General features: G+C 55.7%; 24 protein-coding genes. 15 read left to right on the top strand and 9 right to left on the bottom strand.

From position 1 onward, the window contains the following. The first annotated feature begins 13 nt into the window (after positions 1–13). Genes rfaF through AAH446_RS18055 form a run of 3 tightly spaced genes read left to right on the top strand, consistent with a single transcriptional unit; the run spans position 14 to position 2,975 of the window. Positions 14–1,075, top strand: coding sequence for an ADP-heptose--LPS heptosyltransferase RfaF (rfaF, locus tag AAH446_RS18065; RefSeq protein WP_342908059.1), 1,062 nt, complete (start codon positions 14–16; stop codon positions 1,073–1,075). After that, complete coding sequence (gene rfaC, locus AAH446_RS18060; RefSeq protein WP_342908058.1) at positions 1,063–2,055, top strand: lipopolysaccharide heptosyltransferase RfaC; 993 nt, start codon at positions 1,063–1,065, stop codon at positions 2,053–2,055. Before rfaF ends, rfaC begins: the two co-directional genes overlap by 13 nt. Continuing rightward, entirely contained in the window at positions 2,055–2,975 is a 921-nt protein-coding gene (locus AAH446_RS18055; protein WP_342908057.1) for a glycosyltransferase family 2 protein, read from the top strand. Before rfaC ends, AAH446_RS18055 begins: the two co-directional genes overlap by 1 nt. A gap of 10 nt (positions 2,976–2,985) precedes the next feature. Here the strand turns inward: AAH446_RS18055 and AAH446_RS18050 are convergent, their stop codons facing one another. After that, positions 2,986–3,948: a polysaccharide deacetylase family protein gene (locus AAH446_RS18050; RefSeq protein WP_342908126.1), complete on the bottom strand. Its 963-nt coding sequence runs from the start codon at positions 3,946–3,948 to the stop codon at positions 2,986–2,988. Positions 3,949–4,237: 289 nt separating this feature from the next. On the opposite strand from AAH446_RS18050, the gene AAH446_RS18045 reads away from it, so the two are divergent. The 8 genes from AAH446_RS18045 (at position 4,238) to coaD (ending at position 12,575) form a co-directional block, all read left to right on the top strand. Then, positions 4,238–5,344, top strand: coding sequence for a glycosyltransferase (locus AAH446_RS18045; protein ID WP_463322834.1), 1,107 nt, complete (start codon positions 4,238–4,240; stop codon positions 5,342–5,344). Between the two features lie 203 nt (positions 5,345–5,547). Then, on the top strand, positions 5,548–6,645 hold the full coding sequence (locus AAH446_RS18040) for a glycosyltransferase family 9 protein (protein WP_342908056.1): 1,098 nt from the start codon (positions 5,548–5,550) through the stop codon (positions 6,643–6,645). A gap of 8 nt (positions 6,646–6,653) precedes the next feature. Further along, positions 6,654–7,655, top strand: a complete 1,002-nt coding sequence (locus AAH446_RS18035) for a glycosyltransferase (protein ID WP_463322833.1) — start codon at positions 6,654–6,656, stop codon at positions 7,653–7,655. A 76-nt stretch (positions 7,656–7,731) separates the two neighbouring features. Then, positions 7,732–8,817 (top strand): putative lipopolysaccharide heptosyltransferase III, encoded by a 1,086-nt coding sequence (rfaQ, locus tag AAH446_RS18030; protein WP_342908123.1) that lies wholly within the window; start codon positions 7,732–7,734, stop codon positions 8,815–8,817. Next, positions 8,810–9,943 (top strand): glycosyltransferase family 4 protein, encoded by a 1,134-nt coding sequence (locus AAH446_RS18025; RefSeq protein WP_342908055.1) that lies wholly within the window; start codon positions 8,810–8,812, stop codon positions 9,941–9,943. Before rfaQ ends, AAH446_RS18025 begins: the two co-directional genes overlap by 8 nt. A 104-nt stretch (positions 9,944–10,047) precedes the next feature. Next, a complete protein-coding gene (gene waaA / locus AAH446_RS18020; RefSeq protein ID WP_342908054.1) occupies positions 10,048–11,322 on the top strand; it encodes a lipid IV(A) 3-deoxy-D-manno-octulosonic acid transferase in 1,275 nt (424 codons plus the stop codon). After that, positions 11,323–12,102, top strand: a complete 780-nt coding sequence (locus tag AAH446_RS18015) for a glycosyltransferase family 2 protein (RefSeq protein ID WP_342908053.1) — start codon at positions 11,323–11,325, stop codon at positions 12,100–12,102. Further along, positions 12,099–12,575, top strand: coding sequence for a pantetheine-phosphate adenylyltransferase (gene coaD / locus AAH446_RS18010; RefSeq protein WP_342908052.1), 477 nt, complete (start codon positions 12,099–12,101; stop codon positions 12,573–12,575). The genes AAH446_RS18015 and coaD overlap by 4 nt, the downstream gene beginning before the upstream one ends. Positions 12,576–12,597: 22 nt before the next feature. Here coaD and mutM read toward each other — a convergent pair whose 3' ends face one another. The 4 genes from mutM to radC all read right to left on the bottom strand — a co-directional run bounded on the left by mutM (position 12,598) and on the right by radC (position 14,849). After that, positions 12,598–13,407, bottom strand: coding sequence for a bifunctional DNA-formamidopyrimidine glycosylase/DNA-(apurinic or apyrimidinic site) lyase (gene mutM, locus AAH446_RS18005; protein WP_342908051.1), 810 nt, complete (start codon positions 13,405–13,407; stop codon positions 12,598–12,600). A gap of 78 nt (positions 13,408–13,485) precedes the next feature. Further along, entirely contained in the window at positions 13,486–13,653 is a 168-nt protein-coding gene (gene rpmG, locus AAH446_RS18000; protein WP_001051798.1) for a 50S ribosomal protein L33, read from the bottom strand. Positions 13,654–13,669: 16 nt separating this feature from the next. Continuing rightward, positions 13,670–13,906 (bottom strand): 50S ribosomal protein L28, encoded by a 237-nt coding sequence (gene rpmB / locus AAH446_RS17995; RefSeq protein ID WP_004154798.1) that lies wholly within the window; start codon positions 13,904–13,906, stop codon positions 13,670–13,672. A gap of 271 nt (positions 13,907–14,177) precedes the next feature. Then, the gene (radC, locus tag AAH446_RS17990; protein ID WP_342908050.1) at positions 14,178–14,849 is read right to left on the bottom strand and encodes a RadC family protein; all 672 of its coding nucleotides are present in this window, start codon (positions 14,847–14,849) and stop codon (positions 14,178–14,180) included. A 195-nt stretch (positions 14,850–15,044) separates the two neighbouring features. On the opposite strand from radC, the gene coaBC reads away from it, so the two are divergent. The 3 genes from coaBC to slmA all read left to right on the top strand — a co-directional run bounded on the left by coaBC (position 15,045) and on the right by slmA (position 17,408). Continuing rightward, positions 15,045–16,259: a bifunctional phosphopantothenoylcysteine decarboxylase/phosphopantothenate--cysteine ligase CoaBC gene (coaBC, locus tag AAH446_RS17985; protein ID WP_342908049.1), complete on the top strand. Its 1,215-nt coding sequence runs from the start codon at positions 15,045–15,047 to the stop codon at positions 16,257–16,259. Further along, positions 16,237–16,695, top strand: coding sequence for a dUTP diphosphatase (dut, locus tag AAH446_RS17980; RefSeq protein WP_342908048.1), 459 nt, complete (start codon positions 16,237–16,239; stop codon positions 16,693–16,695). Before coaBC ends, dut begins: the two co-directional genes overlap by 23 nt. A gap of 116 nt (positions 16,696–16,811) precedes the next feature. Further along, positions 16,812–17,408, top strand: coding sequence for a nucleoid occlusion factor SlmA (slmA, locus tag AAH446_RS17975; protein ID WP_342908047.1), 597 nt, complete (start codon positions 16,812–16,814; stop codon positions 17,406–17,408). 39 nt (positions 17,409–17,447) lie between these two features. Here the strand turns inward: slmA and pyrE are convergent, their stop codons facing one another. Then, entirely contained in the window at positions 17,448–18,089 is a 642-nt protein-coding gene (pyrE, locus tag AAH446_RS17970) for an orotate phosphoribosyltransferase (protein WP_342908046.1), read from the bottom strand. A 55-nt stretch (positions 18,090–18,144) separates the two neighbouring features. Beyond that, on the bottom strand, positions 18,145–18,861 hold the full coding sequence (gene rph / locus AAH446_RS17965) for a ribonuclease PH (RefSeq protein WP_342908045.1): 717 nt from the start codon (positions 18,859–18,861) through the stop codon (positions 18,145–18,147). Between the two features lie 373 nt (positions 18,862–19,234). Here rph and AAH446_RS17960 point away from each other — a divergent pair, with 373 nt between their 5' ends. Further along, positions 19,235–20,098, top strand: coding sequence for a YicC/YloC family endoribonuclease (locus AAH446_RS17960; protein WP_342908044.1), 864 nt, complete (start codon positions 19,235–19,237; stop codon positions 20,096–20,098). A 136-nt stretch (positions 20,099–20,234) separates the two neighbouring features. On the opposite strand, the gene AAH446_RS17955 is transcribed toward AAH446_RS17960, so the two are convergent. Together AAH446_RS17955 and AAH446_RS17950 are read right to left on the bottom strand one after the other, a co-directional pair. Then, positions 20,235–20,567: a DUF1493 family protein gene (locus AAH446_RS17955; RefSeq protein WP_342908043.1), complete on the bottom strand. Its 333-nt coding sequence runs from the start codon at positions 20,565–20,567 to the stop codon at positions 20,235–20,237. Further along, the gene (locus tag AAH446_RS17950) at positions 20,561–21,004 is read right to left on the bottom strand and encodes an STM2901 family protein (protein WP_342908042.1); all 444 of its coding nucleotides are present in this window, start codon (positions 21,002–21,004) and stop codon (positions 20,561–20,563) included. The genes AAH446_RS17955 and AAH446_RS17950 overlap by 7 nt, the downstream gene beginning before the upstream one ends. Positions 21,005–21,007: the final 3 nt, after the last annotated feature.

The following is a 21,007-nucleotide window of genomic DNA, read 5'->3' as shown; positions in this document are numbered from 1 at the left end:
GGACGGACCGGCGATGAAAATTCTGGTAATCGGCCCCTCCTGGGTCGGCGATATGATGATGTCGCAAAGCCTCTATCGCACGCTGAAGGCCGACCATCCTGACGCCGTAATTGACGTGATGGCGCCCGCGTGGTGCCGTCCTCTTCTCTCGCGGATGCCTGAGGTTAACGACGCGCTGTCGATGCCGCTGGGGCATGGCGCGCTTGCGCTGGGCGAACGTCGCCGGCTGGGAAAAGCGCTTCGCGAGCGGGGCTATGATCGGGCCTACGTGCTGCCCAATTCGTTTAAATCCGCGCTCGTGCCTTTCTTCGCCGATATCCGCACGCGTACCGGCTGGCGGGGCGAGATGCGTTATGGCCTGCTGAATGATGTCCGGGTGCTGGATAAAGCCGCGTTTCCCCTGATGGTTGAACGCTACGTGGCGCTGGCGTATGACAAGGCGCAGATCAACAGCGCAGCCGATCTGCCTCAGCCGCTGCTCTGGCCCAGACTTCAGGTGGCGGAAGCGGAGAAAACCGCCACCGCCAGCGAATTTGGCCTGTCGGCAGCAAGGCCCCTGGTGGGATTCTGTCCGGGCGCCGAGTTTGGCCCGGCCAAGCGCTGGCCACACTATCACTATGCGGCCCTTGCGCAGAAGCTGATCGATGAAGGCTATCAGGTCGCTCTCTTTGGCTCCGCGAAAGATAAAGAAACCGGTGAGCAGATCCTGCAAAGCCTGCAACCGCATTCCCGCGCGCACTGCCGCAACCTGGCCGGTGAAACGCAGCTTGAGCAGGCGGTGATCCTGCTGGCTCACTGTCGCGCCGTGATCAGCAACGATTCGGGGCTGATGCATATTGCCGCCGCGCTCGATCGCCCGCTGGTCGCGCTGTATGGACCAAGCAGCCCGGATTTCACCCCGCCGCTCTCCGAAAAAGCCCGCGTGGTCCGTCTGATCACCGGCTATCACAAAGTCCGTAAAGGGGATGCTGAAGAGGGTTATCATCAGAGCCTGATCGACATCACACCAGAACGCGTTATCGCTGAACTGGACGCCCTGCTGGAAATAAGCCAGGAGACTGAATGCAGGTCCTGATTGTTAAAACGTCCTCAATGGGGGACGTACTTCACACGCTCCCTGCCCTGACGGACGCCATGGCGGCCATCCCGGGGATCCGCTTCGACTGGGTGGTGGAAGAGGGTTTTGCGCAAATCCCCGCCTGGCATCCTGCCGTTGACCGCGTCATTCCGGTCGCTATCCGCCGCTGGCGCAAGCACTGGTTCGGCAGTCAGGTCAGGGAAGAACGTTTTCTGTTTAAGCGGGAGGTGCAGTCCCGCGACTATGATGTGGTCATTGATGCCCAGGGGCTGATCAAAAGCGCCGCGCTGGTCACCCGCATCGCAAAAGGCGTTAAGCACGGGCAGGACAGCCGCAGCGCCAGAGAACCCTTCGCCAGCTGGTGGTATGACACCCGCCATGAAATCGATAAAAAGCAGCACGCCGTACAGCGCACGCGCGAACTGTTCGCCAAAAGCCTCGGTTACGCGCTGCCGGAAAGCGAAGGCGATTACGCGATTGCGCAACATTTCCTCGCGGCGCCGCCTGCGGATGCCGGCAGTTATCTGGTCTTCCTGCATGCCACCACCCGGGACGCCAAGCACTGGCCGGAAAGCCACTGGCGCGAACTGATCGGGCTGCTGAGCGGGACGGGCATGAAGATTAAGCTTCCCTGGGGTGCCGAACATGAGCACCAGCGTGCCCTGCGCCTGGCGGAAGGATTTGAGCACGCCGGGGTTCTGCCTAAACTGACGCTGGAGCAGGTCGCCCGGACGCTGGCCGGTGCCCGTGCCGTCGTGTCAGTGGATACCGGCCTCAGCCACCTGACTGCGGCGCTGGATCGTCCGAACATCACGCTTTATGGCCCTACCGATCCCGGCCTGATTGGCGGCTACGGCAAAAATCAGTGGGTGCTGCGCCCTGCTCAGGGAAACAACATGGCGGATATCTCTGCGCAAAACGTGATGGAGAAACTGCTCCCTCTTACCGGCACTGTGACGACTGGCCCGAAGCCTTAATGAACGCATCCTGTTTGCTAAGTGTGTTAATCGCCGCGCATAACTGTGAGGAGTATCTCGCCGGTACGCTCGACAGTATTATCGCCTCTCTGGGCAGCTCGCTGGACAAAGCAGAGATTATCATCATCAACGATGCCTCCACGGACGGAACTCAGGCTGTCATTGAAGCGTATGCCGCGAGGCTGCCGCAGATCCGTTCTGGCAATACGGATTTTCGTAATGTCGGCAAAGTCCGCAACCGTGCGGTAGAGCTGGCAAAAGGTGACTATATTCTGATGGTGGATGGGGATGATACCCTGCTGCCCGGCGCCTTGCACGATCGGCTGGCCGTTCTGGCGCAGGAGAAGCCTGATATTCTGCTCAGCAAAATTATCGAAGTGCGCGCCGGGAGCGCCACTCCCCAATGGCAGGCCGCCAGTCCGGAGACGCTGACCCGCCACGATGCTATTGAGCGCTTTCTGATCCATCGCGACTATCAGGCCCATTTTATCGGGCAGTTTTTCTCACGCCGGCTCTTTCAGCAGCACGCCTTTCCTGACTTTATCTGTTATGAAGATACCTGGCTTTTTCCGCAGATGCTCACCCAGAGCGAGAAAACGCTCTTCTGCCGGGCGGGGTTTTATCTTTACCGTAAGCATCAGCAGAGCCTTTCTTCGGTTATCAATGACGATAAAATCGCCTGCCTGATCGCCGCCACGCGAAACCTTGATGTCGTTCTCCCTGCGCGCTATCAGGCCCTGATCACCTGCCACTGGCTGGACGTGGCAAACCGTTATCATAGCCAGCTGCGGGGAACGCCAGAAGGCCGCGACCTGCTGGCGCGTATCCGTGGGGTCAGCCTGCTGGGGTTTCTGCTGAACGGTAAAGTCAGAATGAGCTACAAGCGCAAAATGCTGAAGGTACGCAGGCGCGGCCTGTAGCCTTGCCTGCTCAGGGTGCCGGTTTGGTCAGCCCATACTCCGCTAACGTCATGCCGGTCGTCCGGGTATGCAGCCAGCTGAAAAGCCGATCCAGATCGTCGTAAAGCCGCTCAATATCCGCTTCATCCTTAAAGGTCGGGCTACCGTCTGGCATAAACTCGGAGGAGTGAAGCATAAATTCGACGTAATCCGCGCCTTCAGCCAGCGTTTTTTCCGCGACGCCGATCATCTGCTGCACGTTGCCGCCGGTTGGCCGGAGCCAGTGAACTGACGGGCTTCGCTGCTTACCACGCAGGCGGTCATAGCCCTGCTTCAGCCCGTTCATCAGCCCGGAGTGCTTATACTGAATGCTCATAGGGACCTCCAGCAGCGTGGAGTTACCGGGGCGCGAGATCGCCTCAGGATCCAGATAATAGGCGTGGCGGGGGAAGTGCGTATAGTTACTGCCCCCGTTGCCCTGCGGCGCCCCAGGTGAGAACGTCCAGTTAACCCGTGGCGTCACGGAACAATCGACCCGGTAGCCGAACTCAATCAGCAGCCGGGCGTACTCTTCGTTGAACGCCCAGCGGCCGGCGCGGTGGCTGAGCATTTTGGTATCGAAGGTTTCTTCCAGCAGCTGCGTCATAAAAGCGATCTTTTTATGCATCTCCTCACGGGGATACTCGATCAGATAGGGCTGAAAGCGCCAGTCGTCGCCGGTAAGATCGTAGGCAGGCGGGCTGTTCCACGCATGCAGATGCATGCCGACCTCTCCCGTCTGGCGGGCGATCACATCGCGGGCAAATTCGATATAAACCGGATCGATCGCCATTTCATAATTGGTAAGCCAGGTCGGCTTAAAACCATATTTTTCGCAAAGGTGCTGGAAACGGGCGAGATAGCCGGCGTTTCGGGTGGTCACTTCACCGGAACGATTACGCCAAAGGTTGTCACCTTCGGTATCAATGGTAATAAGAAATGCGGGTTTGTTCATGCCGGTGTCAGACTCCATAATAACCTTCCTGATATGTTACGCCGCCAGCGTTGTTGCAGAAAGCTTTACCGACGCCCAATGGAAGCCGGGAATCGATGTAGCGCTATCTTTTTTAATTTTCTAAGATAATCTGGGCCAGTGGTAGCAAACCTCCCGTCCTGAAGGAGGAAACACAGCATTAAATCCCTCGTGTTAAAACAAAGGGGAATTTCTGAGTGGTAATGGCGCTGGCGCAGGGAAAAGAAAGAGTCCTGCTTTGCTGCGATCGCCTAATTTAAAGGATAAAAAATTGTCCAGACGCATCTTGATGATCATTGATGGCCTTCCCGGCGGGGGCGCAGAGAAGGTAGTTCTCACTCTGTCTAAAGGGCTGGTCGATCGCGGCCATCAGGTCGTTCTCTTTTCCTTGCGCACGGTTTGTGATTACACCATTCCCGAAGGCGTGGACCTTCAAATCGTCGCCGACACCTGCAAAAAACCCTGGCGCAAGCTGACGGAACTTGACCGGCGTGCCGCCCTGCTGGATGAGGCGATTGCGGCGGCGGAAACGGCCGGAGGCCGCTTTGATCTGGTGTTATCACATCTGCATAAAACTGACCGCATCGTCAGCCGCTGCAAACGGCTTCGGCCTGAAATAACCTGGTTTTGCATCCATGGCGTTTTTTCCGCGTCCTATCTGTCGCGCCGTAAAGGGCTTTCCCGATGGCTGAAAAAGTGCAAAACGCGTAGCGTTTACCGGCACCGCAATCTGATCGGCGTGTCTCAGTATGTGATTGACGATTTAAAAGAGGTTTTTCATGTCAGGCCAAACCAGAATCGGGTTATCTTCAACCCTTTCGATTTTGACGCGATCCGCCAGCTTTCGCTGGAACCGTGCAGCCTGGAAGGGACAGACTACCTGATCCACGTGGGACGTTTTCATCAGACCAAACGCCACGATCGCCTGCTTCGTGCCTATGCGAAAAGTACGTTAACCGTCCCGCTGGTGCTGATTGGCCAGGGCAGCAGCGAAGCGACCGCCGCGCTTAAACGACTGGCTGAAGAGCTGAATATCGCTGACCGCGTGATTTTTCAGGGCTTTACCAGCAATCCCTATCCCTGGATCCGCCACGCCAGAGAATTAATCGTCAGCTCGGACAGCGAGGGGTTTGGCAACGTGCTGGTTGAGGCGCTAATTTGCGGCACGCCCATCGTCAGCACCCGCTGTCCGGGTGGGCCAGTCAGCATAATGACCGGCGATTTGGCCAGGGGACTTGCTGAGATGAATGAGGATTCGCTTGCCGCCACCATAAAGGCGATTTACCAGCATCCTCCGGCCATTGCGGATCTGGATTTGTCGATCTACAGCATTGAGGCTGTATGCCAACAATATCTTGATCTCATTACGCTTGAGTAAGCCGTACCACGCTGTACGGGATCGCCCGTTACCCTATTTGTTTATGCTACTTGTAAGGTTTAGCCCATGATAACGCTCAAAGGCAGGAACGGATATCAGAGCCTCATGAAACAACAAAGCTGCTTAATAGCCTTTTCAGCACAGGAAAGTTTAACGCCTCTCAGACGCAGAGGATTTTTCAGTTCGCTCAGGGAGAGTAGAGCGTGAGTTATGTTCTGTTATTTTTTCTTATTTTTCCGGTCAAACTGCTGTTCAAACTGACGAAGAAAAAAACCGGGCGCAATCTGGTGATCCAGACGGCGAAAATCGGTGATTTTATCAATATCACGCCTCTGCTCAGTCACTTACAACACAGTGACGCTCTGCTGAGCCGCTCGGTTGCGCCCCTGGCGCAGCATGATGCCACGCTGGACGAGATTTTCTATATTGAGGAACATAAGGGCAGTTTGCTGGCGAAATTCAGGCTCGCCTTCAGGTTGATGAACAGATACGACAACGTTTATCTGCTGCACCCGAATAACATTAATCTGTTTTTTGCCGCCTGCTGTAATGCCGGCAATAAACAGTTTCTCTCTATGTATCGCCGTAAAGCCTATCAGGCCTTCTTTTATCTCACCGCGACGGGGACGGTTGAGCATGAGAAAAACTCGCTGACGCTGGAAAACTATCTCAAGCTGGCCGATCGTTCACTGACTAAAGAGAGCTATTCCAAGCATGCGACACTCCCGCTACTGAAGCCACACGACACGCCGGAAGAGGTGTTTCGCAAGGACAAAATCAAGATTGGCATCAGCATTTCCGCCGGCAATCAGGCAAAGACGATCCCGCCGGAAATCTGGAAGCGGCTGTTTGAGCGGCTGAGCGATCTGCCATGTCTGTTCTACGTTTTCGGCGCGCCAAATGAACTTCCCCGACTCAACGCGCTCTATAACGAGGTCGGTGAAGCCGACAACATCGTGAATTTGATAGGTAAAGTCTCTCTGGAAGGGCTGCCCTGGGCGATCGGGAATATGGATTTCTATGTGGCATCGGACTCCGGTAACGCTTACATTGCGGATGCGCAGAATGTACCGGTCATCCTGATTTATGGGCCCTGCTGCGTTGAAGAGCAGCGTCCGCTGGGCGACGTTTTATTGATCGGGCCGGATAACATTGCCCCTTCTTCCTTTGTTTTTCATGCCCTTTATCAGTTTACGCATCCAGTTGAGCAGCTTTACGATCTCAACCAGAAAAAACTGGATGATATTCATGAATTTATTATGGCGCGTCACCCCAGCCTGACGCCTGAACAGAAGATATAATCCTGAGTATGATGTTGCATTCTGAAGCTCAGCTTCCCAGCCTGAGCGTAATCGTCCCGATGTATAATGCCGGGGCAAGCTTCCATGCATTTATGGAATCACTGCTGGCGCAGCGCCTCCAGTCTGTTGAAATTATTGTCGTCAACGATGGTTCTACCGATGAATCAGCGGAGATGGCGCACCGCTATGCCGCCAGCCATTCACATATCCAGGTTATCGACCAGCCAAATGGCGGCGTTTCAAGAGCGCGAAATGCGGGTCTTGCCGTCGCCCGTGGCCGCTACGTAACCTTTCCCGACGCGGATGATACGCTCTCTCCCGAAATGTACAGCAAGCTGATCGAGATGGCCGATGCGGACGATCTTGATGTCGCCCAGTGCAACGCAGAACGCGTTTTTACGGGGTCGGGCCGGACTAAGCCGTTAATTCCTACGGATCGATTGCGGTCAACGGGCGTACTTGATGGTCCAGCCTGGCTGAGTAAAGCGCTGGCAACGAACCGCTATCTGCACGTCGTCTGGATGGGCATTTACCGTCTTTCGCTCATCAGAGAGCTTAACCTTCAGTTTGAACCGGGCCTGCATCATCAGGATATCCCCTGGACGACCGAACTGATGATGAATGTGAAACGCGTTCGCTATACGGATGAGATTCTTTACAGTTACTACGTTCACGATCGGTCGATCAGCAACCGGAAGCGTACCGGCGAGAAAAACGTGGCCTATCAGCGTCACTATCTGAAAATTGCCAGAATGCTGGATGAGATTAACCAGCGCTACCGTGACAAAGTCAAAATAACCCCTGAGTTACACCGCCAGGTGACCAAAGAAGCGCTGACCGTCTGCCATGCTCTCCGCCGGGAACCGGAAGAGGAGGCACGGCAGGCGATAATCGCCGATATCTTTGCGACCGGGACGCCAGGCCGGATGGTGCGTAATGCCAGAGGGATTCGCCAGTGGTATCAACTTCTTTTATGGCTGGGCCGCATCTGGCGCTGGCGTAAAGGGTAATGCTACGCCGCGCTGGCTTTTCCCTTTGCGGCGTTTGCCTTACAATCGGTTCACTTTTTACTGAGATACAATGAGTATGGCTACGCCACAACCGATTCCTGCTTCGTTTGCGCCGCAGAATATTCTGCTCATCAAGCTGCGCCATCACGGTGATATGCTGCTTACCACGCCCGTGATTCATGCCCTTCGCCATCGTTACCCGCAGGCGAATATTGATGTGCTTCTCTATAAAGAAACCCGCCCGATGTTGCAGGCCCACCCGGCCGTGCGACAGCTGCACTGCATCGACCGGAACTGGAAGAAAGAGGGGCGAGGTAAACAGCTCAGGCATGAACTGGCGTTGATTAACACGATTCGCCAGTGCCGCTACGATCTGGTGATCAATCTTGCGGACCAGTGGCGCAGCGCGATAATCACCGCGCTCACCGGCGCTGAGGTCAGAATCGGCTTTGGTTTTAATAAGCGCCGCAACGTATTCTGGCATCGGGCCCATACCCATCTCGTCTCTACTGAGAGGCACCGCGAGCTGCATACCGCTGAACAGAATCTTTCGGCGCTGTCGCCTCTGGCAATCCCTCTTACAGGCTGGTCAGCCGCGATGCATTATGAAGAGGATGACTGGCTGAAGACGCAGGCCGTGCTGGCGCAGCACCAGACAGTGCCAAAGCCCTATATTGTGATTCAGCCCACTTCACGCTGGATATTCAAATGCTGGGAAGACAGCAAAATGGCCGGGCTGATTGATGCCCTCGCGGATAGTGATACCGACATCGTGCTGACCGCCGCGCCGGATAAAAAAGAGCAGGCGATGATCGATCACATTCTTTCGCTGTGTCACAGTAAACAGGTGATTTCGGTCGCGGGACAGCTGACGCTGCCGCAGCTGGCTGCGCTCATCGATCACGCCCGGCTGTTTATTGGCGTTGATTCGGCCCCTATGCATATGGCCGCAGCGCTGGATACGCCCTGCATCGCGCTTTTTGGCCCCACCAAGCTGACGCAGTGGCGTCCCTGGGGGGAAAGGAACCAGGTCATCTGGGCCGGTGACTACGCGCCTCTGCCCAGACCCGACAGCATTGATACCAAAACTAAAACCCGCTATCTCTCGGCGATCCCGCTGGAAGAAGTTGTCAAAGCCGCAAGGAAGTTCCTGAATGCGTAAAGTCCGGCTGGCGATAGTCCGGCAGAAGTACCGTCCTGACGGCGGCGCAGAGCGTTTTATTTCACGCGCGCTGGAAGCGCTGGACGATGACAGCCTTGAGTTGAACATCATCACCCGTAGCTGGCAGGGCGAACCCAAGCCGGAGTGGCACCTCCATATCTGCAATCCGAAAAAGTGGGGCCGCATCTCACGGGAACGCGGGTTCGCCGTCGCCGCACGCGCCTGCTGGCAGCGGGAGCAGTTTGATATTGTGCAAAGCCATGAGCGTATTGTCGGCTGCGACATTTTCCGCGCCGGGGACGGCGTGCATCGCGTCTGGCTTGAACAGCGCGCCCGCGTTATCTCCCCTTTTCAGCGTACGCTCACCCAGCTCAGCGGCTATCATCGTTATGTGATGGCGGCCGAAGAAGCGATGTTCCGCTCGCCTTCGCTGAAAAAAATTATCTGTAATTCGCTGATGGTCAAAAACGATATCATCCGCTGCTTCCAGGTGCCGGAAGAGAAGTTCGCGGTGATCTATAACGCGATCGATTCACAGCGTTTTATGCCAGCGACCTCTGCACAGCGTCAGCAGTCACGCGACAAACTGGGTCTGCCTGACGGGGCCAAAGTTTTTATCTATGTGGGATCGGGTTTTGAGCGCAAAGGCCTGAAGGCGAGTATTGAAGCGCTAGCCGCCACCTCCGCACATCTTCTGGTTGTGGGCCAGGACAAGCAGCAGTCCCGCTACCGTCAGCTTGCACAGCGGCTGGGCTGCGAAGAGCGCGTTCATTTTTGCGGCGTACAGAATAATGTTATTCCGTTTTACCATGCGGCCGACGGGCTGATTTTACCGACGCTGTACGATCCCTTCCCCAACGTTATTCTGGAAGCGATGGCCTGCGGCCTGCCGGTAATTACCAGTTTTACCTGCGGTGGCGCTGAGTTTATCGTCAATGGTCAGCAGGGCTATGTGTGCGATGCGCTCGACGTGCCGGCGCTGACCTCAGCGCTTCAGGCCGTTCCCCTGCGCATCGCGGACAGCCGCATGGGCGATGCGGCACGTGAACGCGTACGCGACTGTAGCCCTGCGGCGTTGGCGGACCAACTTCATGCGCTGTATCAACAAGTGTTGCAGCACGCCTGATGAAGTAGTGTGAGCGCCGGGAACTTATCTGCTAACATGCCGTATTAGTTCTCTTTTTTGGCATTTTCTGGCGTGAGTCTCTCCGCATTTTGTAAGACACTGTGATGACAACACTTTATACCGCCCTGCTCTACCTTATTCAGCCGCTGATCTGGCTCAGGCTCTGGCTGCGCGGCCGAAAAGCCCCGGCCTACCGTAAACGCTGGGCCGAACGCTATGGCTTTTGCAAAGGCAAAGTGAAGCCGGACGGTATCCTGCTGCACTCCGTTTCCGTGGGAGAAACCCTGGCGGCCGTCCCGCTGGTCAGGGCGCTTCGTCATCGCTATCCTTCTATGCCGATTACCGTAACGACGATGACGCCGACAGGCTCCGAGCGCGCCGCTTCCGCTTTCGGTAAAGATGTCCATCACGTCTATCTGCCCTACGATCTCCCGGGTTCGATGAATCGCTTTCTGGATAATGTTAATCCGCGGCTGGTCATTATTATGGAAACCGAGCTTTGGCCCAACATGATCGCCCAGCTCCATGCCCGAAAAATTCCGCTGGTCATCGCGAATGCCAGGCTTTCTGAACGCTCGGCGAAAGGTTACGGCAAGCTCGGTACGTTTATGCAGCGCTTGCTGCAGCGCATCACCCTGATCGCCGCGCAAAACGAAGAAGATGGCGAACGTTTTGTCAGCCTGGGACTGAAGCGTTCACAGCTGACCGTCACCGGCAGCCTGAAATTTGATATTTCCGTGACGCCGGAACTGGCCGCCAGAGCCATTACGCTGCGCCGGCAGTGGGCGCCGCGCCGCCCGGTCTGGATCGCCACCAGCACGCATGAAGGTGAAGAAAGCATTATCCTCGATGCGCACCGCCGGCTGCTGAGCCGCTTTCCTGACCTGCTGCTGATCCTGGTGCCCCGCCATCCCGAACGCTTTTCAACAGCCCGCGAACTGACGCAAAAAGCCGGCTTCAGCTTTACCCTGCGCAGCAGCGGTGAGATCCCTTCAGGCAGCACTCAGGTCGTCATTGGCGATACCATGGGCGAACTGATGCTGCTTTATGGGATCGCCGACCTGGCGTTCGTCGGGGGCAGCCTGGTTGAACGAGGCGGGCATAATCCGCTCGAGGCCGCCGCCCACGCGCTGCCCGTCCTGATGGGGCCGCACACCTTCAATTTTAAAGATATCTGCGCCAGGCTGCAGCAGGCCGACGGTATGATTACCGTTACGGATGCCGCTTCTCTGGATAAAGAGATCGGTACGCTGCTGACAGACGAAGATTACCGCCTTTACTACGGGCGTCATGCCGTGGAAGTGCTTCATCAGAATCAGGGCGCGCTACAGCGTCTGCTACAGTTACTCGAACCCTATCTGCCACAGCGGAATCACTAAATGTCTGCACGCCAACTTCTCTCCGTGGTGCTGATTGCCAAAAACGCCGCCGAGCTGCTGCCGGAATGTTTAGATTCCGTCAGCTGGGCCGATGAGATTATCGTACTGGATTCGGGCAGCAGCGACGGCACGCCGCAAATCGCCGCACGGCACGGCGCCAAAGTTTTTCATTCAAAGGAATGGCGTGGCTACGGCAAACAGCGCCAGCTTGCCCAGAGCTACGCCAGCCATCCGATGATTTTGATGATCGATACCGACGAGCGCGTCACGCCCCAGCTGCGTCACGCCATCGAAGACGCTTTGCAGCAGCCCACGCCGGCCCTTTACAGCCTGGGGCGGCGCAACCTCTTTCTGGGGCGGTTTATGCGTCACAGCGGCTGGTATCCCGACCGCGTTGTCCGGCTTTATCCTGCCAGCTATCACTATAACGATCATCAGGTGCATGAATCCCTGGAAACCCAGGGTGCGCCCGTCACCGCACTCAAAGGCGACCTGCTTCATCTGACATGCCGCGACTTCTCCGCATTTCAGTGGAAGCAGTTTGCCTATGCCGAAGCCTGGGCAAAGCAGCGTCATCATCAGGGTAAACGCTGCTCCATGTTCTCGATTTTTTCCCACACGCTGGCCGCTTTTTTCAAAACGCTGGTGCTGCGCGCCGGTTTTCTGGATGGTAAGCAGGGCTGGCTGCTGGCAGTGGTCAATGCGCAGTACACCTTTAACAAATACACGGCGCTCTGGGCGCTGAACCACTCTTCCCATGGCAGCAAGGGCGGCTTATGAGCACAAAAGCGATTTATCCCGGCACCTTCGATCCGCTGACTAACGGTCATCTTGATATCGTTACCCGGGCGGCGGGGATGTTCGATCATATCGTGCTTGCTATTGCCGCAAGTCCGGGCAAAAAACCGCTGTTTTCACTGGAAGAACGGGTTACGCTGGCAAAAGAGGCGGTTAAGCTTCTGCCAAACGTTGAGGTGGTGGGCTTTAGCGATTTAATGGCGAATTTTGCGCGGGATCAGCAGGCAAACGTGCTGGTAAGGGGGCTGCGTGCGGTTTCCGACTTTGAATATGAAATGCAGCTGGCGAACATGAACCGCCATCTTCTGCCCACGCTGGAAAGCGTGTTTCTGATGCCTTCAGAGAACTACTCCTTTATCTCCTCTTCCTTAGTGAAAGAGGTGGCCAGGCACAACGGAGACGTCAGCGCCTTCCTTCCTCCGTTAGTTTTAACCGCGCTACTGGCAAAACTCTGAGTCAGAGGGCGCTGGCCGCGCCCTATTTCTGGCAGACCGGACAAAAGAAGGTGCTGCGCTGCGCATGCTTCGCGCTTTCAACTGGCGCGCCACAGACCCGACACGGTTCGCCGCCGCGGCCATAAACCTGTAACTCCTGCGCAAAGTACCCCGGCTTGCCGTCGGTTTGCAGAAAGTCTCTCAGCGTGGTGCCCCCCTGCTCAATGGAGCGCAGCAGCACGGCTTTGATGGTTTTCACCAGGAGCGCGGCCTCTTCATAAGAGAGGGACATCGCCGGTCGATCGGGCAGGATCCCGGCAACGAACAGCGACTCGCTGGCGTAGATATTTCCCACCCCCACTACCAGCTTGTTATCCATCAGCCAGGGCTTCACCGGCGTGCGTCTGCTGCGGGATTTTTCAAACAGATAATCCGCTGAGAAGGCCTCGCTGAGCGGCTCAGGCCCAAGATGCGCCAGCACGTTGCTGGCGGTCGGATCACTGCTCCACAGCCATGCACCAAAGCGACGGGGATCGGTGTAACGCAGCACTTTGCCGTTACTCATCACCAGATCGACATGGTCATGTTTCGCTGGCGGCAGCGCTTCCGGCAACACGCGCAGGCTGCCAGACATGCCCAGATGAATAATGATCCAGCCCGCTGGCAGCTCCAGCAGTAAATACTTCGCCCGCCGCTGAACGCTGAGGACGGGCTGATCGCTGAGGCTGAGGATTTCCTGTGACACGGGCCAGCGCAGGCGCGCATTGCGCACTATGGCATGCAGGATCCTGGCGCCCACAAGATGCGGTTCAATACCGCGCCGGCTGGTTTCCACTTCCGGTAACTCAGGCATAACTCCCCCTCAGCGATAAAATTTTTCTCATAAAAAAACCCGGCCGCAGCCGGGTTTTTCTCAATCCACTCAAATCAATTACTTGATTTTAGCTTCTTTATAGATCACGTGCTGGCGGACAACAGGATCGAATTTCTTCAGTTCCAGTTTTTCCGGCTTAGTACGTTTGTTCTTCGTGGTGGTATAGAAGTGACCTGTACCAGCAGAAGAAACCAGCTTGATCTTCTCACGAATACCTTTAGCCATGTTTCAGTTCCTTACCTTAGTACTTCTCACCGCGGGTACGCAGATCGGCCAGAACCGTCTCAATACCCTTCTTATCAATTACGCGCATGCCTTTGGCAGATACGCGCAGTGTAACGAAGCGCTTTTCGCTCTCAACCCAAAAACGGTGAGAGTGCAGGTTCGGCAGGAAACGGCGTTTCGTCGCGTTCATTGCGTGGGAACGGTTGTTACCCGTTACCGGACGCTTGCCAGTTACTTGGCAGACTCGTGACATGTCTATTCTCCAAAAATCAAATCAGCTCGAGCTTTAAAAATAAGGTTTTGGCCGCCTCGTCAGGCTCTTAGCCCATCCAGGCGAGTTCTATGTGAACCCGCTGAGCAGGCCCATACGCCAAACCCGAGATTCTCAAAGGTGGCGTAGTATACGCCCTGAGCCGCCGGTGCTCAAGTCCCGAACAGATAAAGATCCCAATGGATCGTGCAAAATTGCTTCATTTAAACCGCCTTTCCGCCACGGCCAGCGGCAAATTACGGGTGTAAACCGGTTAAAGCCACCCTTTTTCCGCGAAGGAAACGTACTCTCCGCGACCGATCACCATATGATCAAGCACCCGGATATTAAACAGCTGACAGGCCGCGATGATTTGCCCGGTGACATCCCGGTCAGCCTTGCTCGGGCGTGATAAACCTGAGGGATGATTGTGGGCAAGGATAAGCGCGGCGGCATTACGCTTCAACGCCTCACGCACGATTTCCCGGGGATGCACCTCCACGCTGGCGAGCGTACCGGCAAACATTTCCGTGGCCTCAATAACCCGGTGCTGGTTATCAAAAAAAATAACCATAAAAATTTCCCGCTCGCGGTGGGCAAGCCTGCCGTAAAGGTAATTCACCATATCACCTGAGCTGTTCACCACATTCTCTTCCAGCGCTTCATGGCAGGCGAAAAAACGCCGCGCCAGTTCAGCGATGGCATTGAGCTGGGCAAACTTTGCCGTCCCGACGCCTTTAACCGCCGAAAAGGCTTTCTTGTCTGCCGTCATCAGCCGGTATAACGAACCAAATTCATTAAGCAGCTGCTGCGCCAGCGTCATCACATGCACCCCGCTGGCGCCCGTTCTCAGAAAGATAGCCAGTAACTCCGTATCGGTTAATGTGCCAGCCCCTCCCTGCAACAGTTTCTCGCGAGGCGGCAGGTTCTGCCATTGATTTTCCATCTGCATCTCTCCTTCCTGAACCTCCATAATCATGGCATTATATACAGTAGTTTTTCCACCCTCTCAGGATGACTTATTGAGCCGCCTCGCAAAGGCCGCGTGCGGTTGACGGGACGGTGAGGGTGAATGTGGTAAAATGAGCGCATTGTGGCGTCACAGGACGCACCACGCTGACTTTACGAGGCGGACAACAGCATGATGGGATTGACCGGTAAAAAAATCGTTCTTGGCGTAAGTGGCGGGATTGCTGCCTATAAGGCACCTGAACTCGTCAGAAGGCTTCGCGATCGCGGCGCCGATGTACGGGTCGTGATGACCGGGGCAGCAAAAGCGTTTATCACCCCACTCAGCCTGCAGGCCGTATCGGGCTACCCTGTTTCTGACGACCTGCTCGATCCGGCTGCCGAGGCCGCCATGGGCCATATTGAGCTGGGCAAATGGGCCGACCTGGTTATCCTCGCGCCGGCTACCGCCGATCTTATTGCCCGCGTGACGGCGGGGATGGCTAATGATTTACTGACCACCCTTTGCCTGGCCACCGCGGCGCCGGTTGCGGTTGTGCCCGCCATGAACCAGCAGATGTACCGGGCGCTGCCTACCCAACACAATTTACAGATACTCGCCGGACGCGGCCTGCCGATTTGGGGCCCGGACAGCGGCAGCCAGGCGTGCGGCGACGTGGGGCCGGGGCGCATGCTCGACCCGCTCGCCATCGTCGATGAAGCCGTAAAATGGGCTTCCCCGCGCCTGGATCTGCAACATATGAATATTATGATAACCGCAGGCCCGACGCGCGAGCCGCTGGATCCGGTACGTTTCATCACCAATCACAGCTCCGGCAAAATGGGCTTTGCCATTGCCGCCGCTGCCGCCAGCCGGGGCGCAAACGTGACGCTGATCGCGGGGCCTGTCGACCTGCAAACGCCGCAAGGCGTCAGACGCGTTGGCGTGGTAACCGCATCTGAAATGCAGCAGGCCGTCATGGAGCAGGCCGCGCAGCAGCACATTTTTATCGGCACGGCAGCCGTGGCGGATTACCGCGCGGCGGAAATCTCCGCTGAAAAAATCAAAAAACAGGGTGATGAAGTTACCTTCAAAATGGTAAAAAACCCCGACATCGTGGCAGGCGTGGCAGCCATGCAGGCAAGCCGCCCTTATGTTGTGGGATTTGCTGCCGAAACTGAGAATGTGGAAGAATACGCCAGACAAAAAAGGGTCAGGAAAAATCTGGACTTAATCTGTGCCAACGATGTTTCAAAAGCCGGACAGGGTTTCAACAGTGACGCGAATGCCCTGCATCTTTTCTGGCAGGAGGGAGAGAAGATCTTACCGCTTAGCGATAAGTCGCTCCTTGGCCAACAGTTATTAGACGAGATAGTCAGCCTTTATGATGAAAAAAATCGACGTTAAGATTTTAGACCCGCGCGTGGGGAAGGATTTCCCGCTGCCCACTTATGCCACCGCGGGTTCCGCCGGGCTTGACCTTCGTGCCTGCCTGGATGAAGCGCTGCCGCTGGCACCGGGTGCCACCACGCTGGTGCCGACCGGGCTGGCCATCCATATCGGCGATCCGATGCTGGCCGCCGTCCTGCTGCCACGCTCCGGGCTTGGCCATAAGCACGGTGTGGTGCTCGGCAACCTGGTTGGGCTGATTGATTCCGATTACCAGGGGCAGCTGATGGTTTCGGTCTGGAACCGCAGCCAGGACGCTTTTATTATCGAGCCCGGTGAACGTATCGCCCAGATGGTCTTCGTGCCTGTTGTCCAGGCCGAATTTAATCTGGTAAACGACTTTGATACCAGCATCCGCGGTGAAGGCGGCTTTGGTCATTCAGGGCGCCAGTAGTCGTTAGTCTTCAGCTTCAGCAATTAATTTGTCTTTACTTCGCCGTGAGCCATTTGCTCACGGATGTTGCGTGGCAATTTGCCGTTCAAGGTGATATTTCAAAGGTCTAACAGGACATGGCAGAAAAAAAGAGTGCGAAACGGAATCGTCGCGAGGAAATACTCCAGGCGCTGGCGCAGATGCTGGAATCCAGCGATGGCAGCCAGCGGATTACTACCGCCAAGCTCGCCGCCAGCGTGGGCGTGTCGGAAGCGGCACTGTACCGGCATTTCCCCAGCAAAACCCGGATGTTTGACAGCCTGATTGAATTTATTGAAGACAGCCTGATTACGCGCATCAATCTGATCCTTAAAGATGAAAAAGAAACGCTGTCGCGACTGCGCCTTATTATTCATCTGATTCTGGGATTTGGTGAGCGTAATCCGGGTTTAACGCGCATCCTTACCGGACACGCTTTGATGTTCGAGCAGGATCGCCTTCAGGGCCGTATTAACCAGCTCTTTGAACGTATTGAGATGCAGCTGCGTCAGGTTTTGCGGGAAAGGGTAATGCGCGAAGGTGAAAGCTACACGACTGATGAAACGTTGCTGGCAAGCCAGCTGCTCTCATTTTGTGAAGGCATGCTGTCACGCTTTGTCCGTTCCGGGTTCCGCTATCGCCCCACGGCAGATTTTGAGATCCGCTGGCCGCTACTGGCCGCTCAGCTGGTCTGACGTGCGGTGTACGGGCCAGGCTGGCTGGCCCGCAGCCGGTCAGATACCGTACTCTTTACGGTAGGCGCGTACAGCAGCAAGGTGATCGGCCTGTTCAGGATGCTCCTCAAGCCACTCCACAAGCTCATCCAGGGTGATGATGGAGATAACTTTACAGCCGTAATCCCTCTCAACTTCCTGAATGGCGGACTCTTTACCGCGCCCACGCTCCTGCCGGTCCAGCGAAATCAGTACGCCGGCCAGGCTGGCCTGGTTCGCCGCAATGATCTCCATCGATTCACGGATGGCCGTTCCCGCCGTGATCACATCGTCGACCAGCATAATCCGACCCTGTAAAGGGCTGCCTACCAGCGTACCGCCTTCACCATGATCTTTCGCTTCCTTACGGTTAAAACAGTAAGGCACATCCCGGTCATGATGATCGGCAAGCGCGACGGCAGTGGTGGTGGCGATAGGGATGCCTTTGTAGGCCGGGCCGAACAGCAGATCGAAATCAATCCCTGAATCCATCAGGGCCTGAGCATAGAAGCGGCCCAGTAGAGCCAGATCGCGGCCGGTATTGAACAGGCCAGCGTTAAAGAAATAAGGACTCGTACGTCCTGATTTCAGCGTGAACTCACCAAACTTCAGCACCTGCTTGTTGATGGCGAATTCGATAAATTGGCGCTGCCAGGCTTTCATGTCTCAATCCTCAACTAGTCATAAAAAAGGCGACTCTGAGGTCGCCTGGGGAAAATCAATCTTGCAGCGCTGCTTTCTGCGCCTGAATCAGGGAATTGATCCCTCCCCGCGCAAGCGCAAGCAGCTCAAGCAGCTCTTCATGGCTGAAAGGTTCGCCTTCAGCGGTACCCTGCACTTCGATCATGCGGCCATCTTCGGTCATAACCACATTCATATCGGTCTCAGCGGCAGAATCTTCGACATATTCTAAATCGCACAGCGCTTCACCGTTGACGATACCGACAGAAATAGCCGCCACCATGCCCTTCATAGGATTGGTTTTCAGCTTGCCAATGGAGACCAGGTGGTTCAACGCATCAGCAAGCGCCACGCAGGCCCCTGTAATTGACGCCGTACGCGTGCCGCCATCAGCCTGTATCACATCACAATCCAGCGTGATGGTGAACTCGCCCAGCGCTTTTAAATCCAGCGCAGCACGCAGGGAACGGGCAATCAGACGCTGGATCTCCAGCGTGCGGCCACCCTGTTTGCCTTTTGCTGCTTCGCGGGCATTACGGCTGTGCGTGGCGCGTGGCAGCATGCCATATTCGGCCGTCACCCAGCCCTGGCCCTGCCCTTTCAGGAAGCGGGGCACGCCCTCTTCAATGGTGGCGGTACAGAGTACTTTGGTATCGCCAAACTCAACCAGAACGGAACCTTCTGCGTGTTTGGTATAGTGACGGGTCAGTGTGACGGGACGCACCTGCTGTGCGCTTCGGCCTGCTGGACGCATGGTTTCTCTCCGGCTAGCAAAACATGATTGGCTGCGCATTATACGGATTTCACCTCCGGATGCCTATGCCAGCGGGCACTAACGCTGCGGAAATGCGCATGGCCTGGGCATTTATAGTGGGCCAGCTACGTTTTCTCCCCCGCAGCCTTAACTTAACTGCTTCCCGTAAGCCGCACTCTTCCTTCTCTGAATAATAAATCATGCTGTCAAGGCGACACTGTTATGCTGCTGCCAAACCAGGTAAAGCGCACCCGAAAACGAGAATATGCCGTGAAGTTCACTGATTTTATGCGGTATAGCTGAATTCCTGTTAAGCCACAGCCCACCTCGCTATAATCACATCCTCTTTCTCTTATAAAAACGGGTACGCAAAATGATCCGCAGCATGACCGCCTACGCACGGCACGAAACCAAAGGCGACTGGGGCAGCGCCGCCTGGGAACTTCGTTCCGTCAATCAACGCTACCTCGAAACCTACATCCGTCTTCCCGAGCAATTTCGTGGGCTGGAGCCGGTGATCCGTGAACGTATCCGCAGCCGCCTGACGCGCGGAAAAATCGAATGTAACCTGCGCTTCGATGCCGATCCTCATGCGCAAAGCGCGCTTGTGCTGAACGAGAAGCTGGCAGTTCAGCTGGTGCAGGCGGCTAACTGGGTCAAGATGCAGAGCGATGAAGGTGAGATTAACCCGGTCGATATCCTGCGCTGGCCCGGCGTGATGTCCGCTGAGGAACAGGATCTGGATACCATTTCCGCTGAGCTGCTGCTGAGCCTGGAAAAAGCGCTGGACGATTTCATTATCGCCCGTGAAACCGAAGGGGCGGCACTGAAATCGCTGATCGAACAGCGCCTGGAAGGCGTCAGTACTGAAGTCACTAAAGTCCGTGCGCAGATGCCGGACGTACTGAAATGGCAGCGTGAGCGCCTGGTCACCAAACTGGAAGAAGCTCAGGTCCAGCTGGACAGCAACCGTGTCGAGCAGGAGTTGATCATGCTGGCACAGCGCGTTGACGTGGCGGAAGAGCTTGATCGCCTTGAAGCTCACGTTAAAGAAACCTACAACATTCTGAAGAAGAAAGAAGCTGTAGGCCGCCGGCTCGATTTTATGATGCAGGAGTTTAACCGCGAGTCGAACACCCTGGCCTCAAAATCTATTAATGCCGAGGTCACCACCTCCGCTATCGAGCTGAAGGTGCTGATCGAGCAGATGCGGGAGCAGATCCAGAATATTGAGTAATATCCACCCTCATCCTTGAGAACCCATAAGCCCATGTTAAATGGGCTTTTTTCTTTCCGATTTCATTAATGTACATATTGCCCCATTAACATACACGACTTTCCGGGGCGGTAAGCAAACACGCAAAGGTAATGCATCAGCCATACAGCCAGACACCCACTTTTGCAGATTCGGCCAACATGCGGAGCGTAAGCGGCTCCGGGTCGTCCTCACTCTTCCCGCAGGTCAACAGCGCGTACAGAAAGAAGGTTTCAGCAGGCCAATACCTGTAAAAATCAAAGCCCGCAGGGTCAACGCTGAATTTATCAAAATACTCGTTCATGATGTCTGCGCCCGTCTCACTCGCCCAGACGTGGTCGCCTGTGCTCAGGCTGGTATCAAGCGAAACTGGCCAGCGTTTTTTAGAGAACAGCCCCGGCTTATTAAACCGTTCGCTGTACCACGCAATCACATCATTATCCGTCACCATAACTTATCGTTTCCCCTGGCTATGGTGTTGTATTTTGTCGTAACCCTGTAGGTAATCTGAACAACATCATTTGCCAGAATGACCTCGCCAATAATCGGTATCCAGCGGCCCACAAAAGCCCCCAGATTCGTTACATAGGTAAATTTAATTCTTTTGATGCTGCCCGTTGTCAGGGTTGGCAGTCGGCGGGTTTCAATATTCAACCAGTGGCGTAGCTGAGAACTGAGGGGAGATGTTCCCGGCGTCGCCCGCGCAGGTTTACCCCTTGTTGGAATATTGGGCTGGCCCAGCAGTATCAGCGCAACGTTGAATAAATCCCCCGTCCCGAGCTGCTCCGCCGTTTCATCAAGGAATATCCAGAATAAAAGCTCACCCGCAGAAAGGTTAGAAAATCCTCTGTAAAAATACGTTCCGTTGAGTTCTTCTACAGTATCCATCAG

It is taken from the genome of Erwinia psychrophila (genome assembly GCF_039023475.1).
GTDB lineage: Bacteria > Pseudomonadota > Gammaproteobacteria > Enterobacterales > Enterobacteriaceae > Erwinia.
Note: the sequence above shows the minus strand (reverse complement) of the source record. Positions and strands in the feature narration are given on the sequence as shown.